A 2,107-nucleotide genomic window follows, 5' to 3' on the forward strand; every position below is an offset into this window, starting at 1 on the left:
GAAGTATCAGCCACTGGTAGAGTTCAATCGGATCTTTGTTTGGCATACGCATATTCCACCCCATTTGAACAATGGGCATCCGTGGGGTGAGCTATGGTCGCCCCTGTGAGTTGAGTTAATAGGAGGTCGTTATCGGAATTCCGATATCGGATAGTTTTATCTGGATAATATTTCGGACAAAGATAAGCATTGCTCTGTAGATAATTCAAATATCACAATTTTATTTCCCATATGTGACACCTGTATTTCCTTACCTTCACCACTGTCAGATATGATATTCAGTTCATAAATCGATGGCTTACAAAGTGTAATTCCATCTTCTTTTAAAATCGTCTTATTAACGAGGTTACTCATGGGAATGCTCTCCGAGTTAAATAATCTGTTAGATACGATCCCCTTATGGAAAAGACTCAAATCCGTACCCGATGAAGTAGAGCAGCTAAAACAACGTATTGCTGAACTTGAAGTCTACATACAGGCGAAACCTGGTGATAAATGTCCAAAATGTGGAATGATGAGTTATAGCCTTGATAGAACAGAACCCGATCCTACATTCCACGATTTAGGCGTCCAAAGGGATGTGTATTCGTGTTCAAAATGTGGTTATGAAACGTTTAAACAACGCTAAATTAGGAATCTCCCTAAATGAGGGAGATTTTAGTAACCACAAAAAAGGCCACCTAAGCGACCTTCGATAATTTGGTGGAACCTCTCGGAATCGAACCGAGTCCTAATGCTCTTCAGGCATCCGCGCGAACCCTCTACGCCAAAGTTCCAGTATAGAAAAGGCCACGCCGGAGCGCAGCCTTGAATTTGAACTAGTTGGTCTCGCCAACAGGTTGAGTTATCTAGGGGGATCGAGGTGTTGCTCATATCACCCAAAATCACACTTAACCTATTGATTTAAAATTGATGTAGGTGTTGACCGACCATGATCGAGTTGTGGAGGCAGGTGCTGATCTCCTGCATTACGTCGCCCAGTTCCCCATCCCGCACACCGTAGTGATTATTGGTCAGTCTTTCAGGGGGCAATTAAGACGTAGGTATCTAAGCTGCCAATCAGCCTTGGCATTCTCCACATTACAATAATCACTATTTAATGATTATTGGAGCATAGAGAAATAAAAAACCAGCGCTATTAATATGCTGGTTTAATAATAAAACATTTAGGTAAATTCATTAGACTCTATTCATTAAAATTAATGGACTACTCCTTTCACTCGGTGCCCTTCAAGTTTAATTTTCACAATTTTACCTTGAACAAAAGCATCATGAGCGACTTTATGATGTCTTGGGTTTGTTTGATAAACAGCAATGCATCCTGCATCATTTTATTCCAAACTCTCAAACCAATAAGCATCTTGCTCCAAATTCTCCAAAGAAACAGTATAAACTAGTTTTCCGATATAATTACCGGAAGTCATAAGTTTTGTGCAGTAAAAAGTGTCTGGATGAACTATGCCTCCAACCTCAAAATTTTTAGTCTCAGCAGCCATACCCGTCCCAGCAACCAGAGATAAAAATAATCCCGCAAGAATACTTATTTTTTTATTTATCATCATAATCCCCTTATTTGTATGAATTAACCTTGTCAGGCATCACTTAGATATTACCTGCACAACATCTAAATGCCTCATATTAAAATAAGGGTAATACTGACAACTTAACTCAGATAAAAGGAAGTTATAAATCTCTATTAATAATCATCAGCGAAATGATAATTATAATAATGAGCCTTACTTTCTCTCAAAAACAAAAAAAACCGCACTGGGCGAGGTTTAGAACCTAAATAGAACATCCAATATGAAGTTTTCTTTTAGCTTTTATATATGCACAATGAGCACTTTCAGCAGACTCGAATACCCCAAGTTCATACATATTGCCTTCTGCCAATATTCTTGAATGCCACACCTTTCTTGTTTTACACCAATAAGCACCGAGCAAGCCAGAAGTACTTCTTTTTGTCGCTTTTATTCTATTTTGTTGATTGACACTTTTTGTCACCTGTCTTAGATGGTGTCGTCATGAGTAATTTCGTGCAATAATAATGCCCCACCATTCCATCATAAGAGTTGATTAACCATGAGTACACCTGCACACCGCCGCC

At 38.9% G+C, this 2,107-nt stretch carries 2 protein-coding genes and 1 tRNA gene; 1 reads left to right on the forward strand and 2 read right to left on the reverse strand.

What is annotated here, in order from left to right; all coding sequences use genetic code 11:
- The first annotated feature begins 352 nt into the window (after positions 1-352).
- Positions 353-628, forward strand: a complete 276-nt coding sequence (locus NXS07_RS19605; RefSeq protein WP_038224509.1) for a hypothetical protein — start codon at positions 353-355, stop codon at positions 626-628.
- Positions 629-700: 72 nt separating this feature from the next.
- Here NXS07_RS19605 and NXS07_RS19610 read toward each other — a convergent pair.
- Positions 701-776: transfer RNA gene (locus tag NXS07_RS19610), tRNA-Phe, on the reverse strand.
- 555 nt (positions 777-1,331) lie between these two features.
- Complete coding sequence (locus NXS07_RS19615) at positions 1,332-1,559, reverse strand: hypothetical protein (RefSeq protein ID WP_258087468.1); 228 nt, start codon at positions 1,557-1,559, stop codon at positions 1,332-1,334.
- Positions 1,560-2,107: the final 548 nt, after the last annotated feature.

This window comes from Xenorhabdus bovienii, from assembly GCF_024721015.1.
Taxonomy (GTDB): Bacteria; Pseudomonadota; Gammaproteobacteria; order Enterobacterales; family Enterobacteriaceae; genus Xenorhabdus; species Xenorhabdus bovienii.

Coding starts and splice junctions, on each gene's coding strand:
- NXS07_RS19605 (WP_038224509.1), top strand. CDS start 353: ATGGGAATGCTCTCCGAGTTAAATAATCTGTTAGATACGATCCCCTTA.
- NXS07_RS19615 (WP_258087468.1), bottom strand. CDS start 1,559: ATGATAAATAAAAAAATAAGTATTCTTGCGGGATTATTTTTATCTCTG.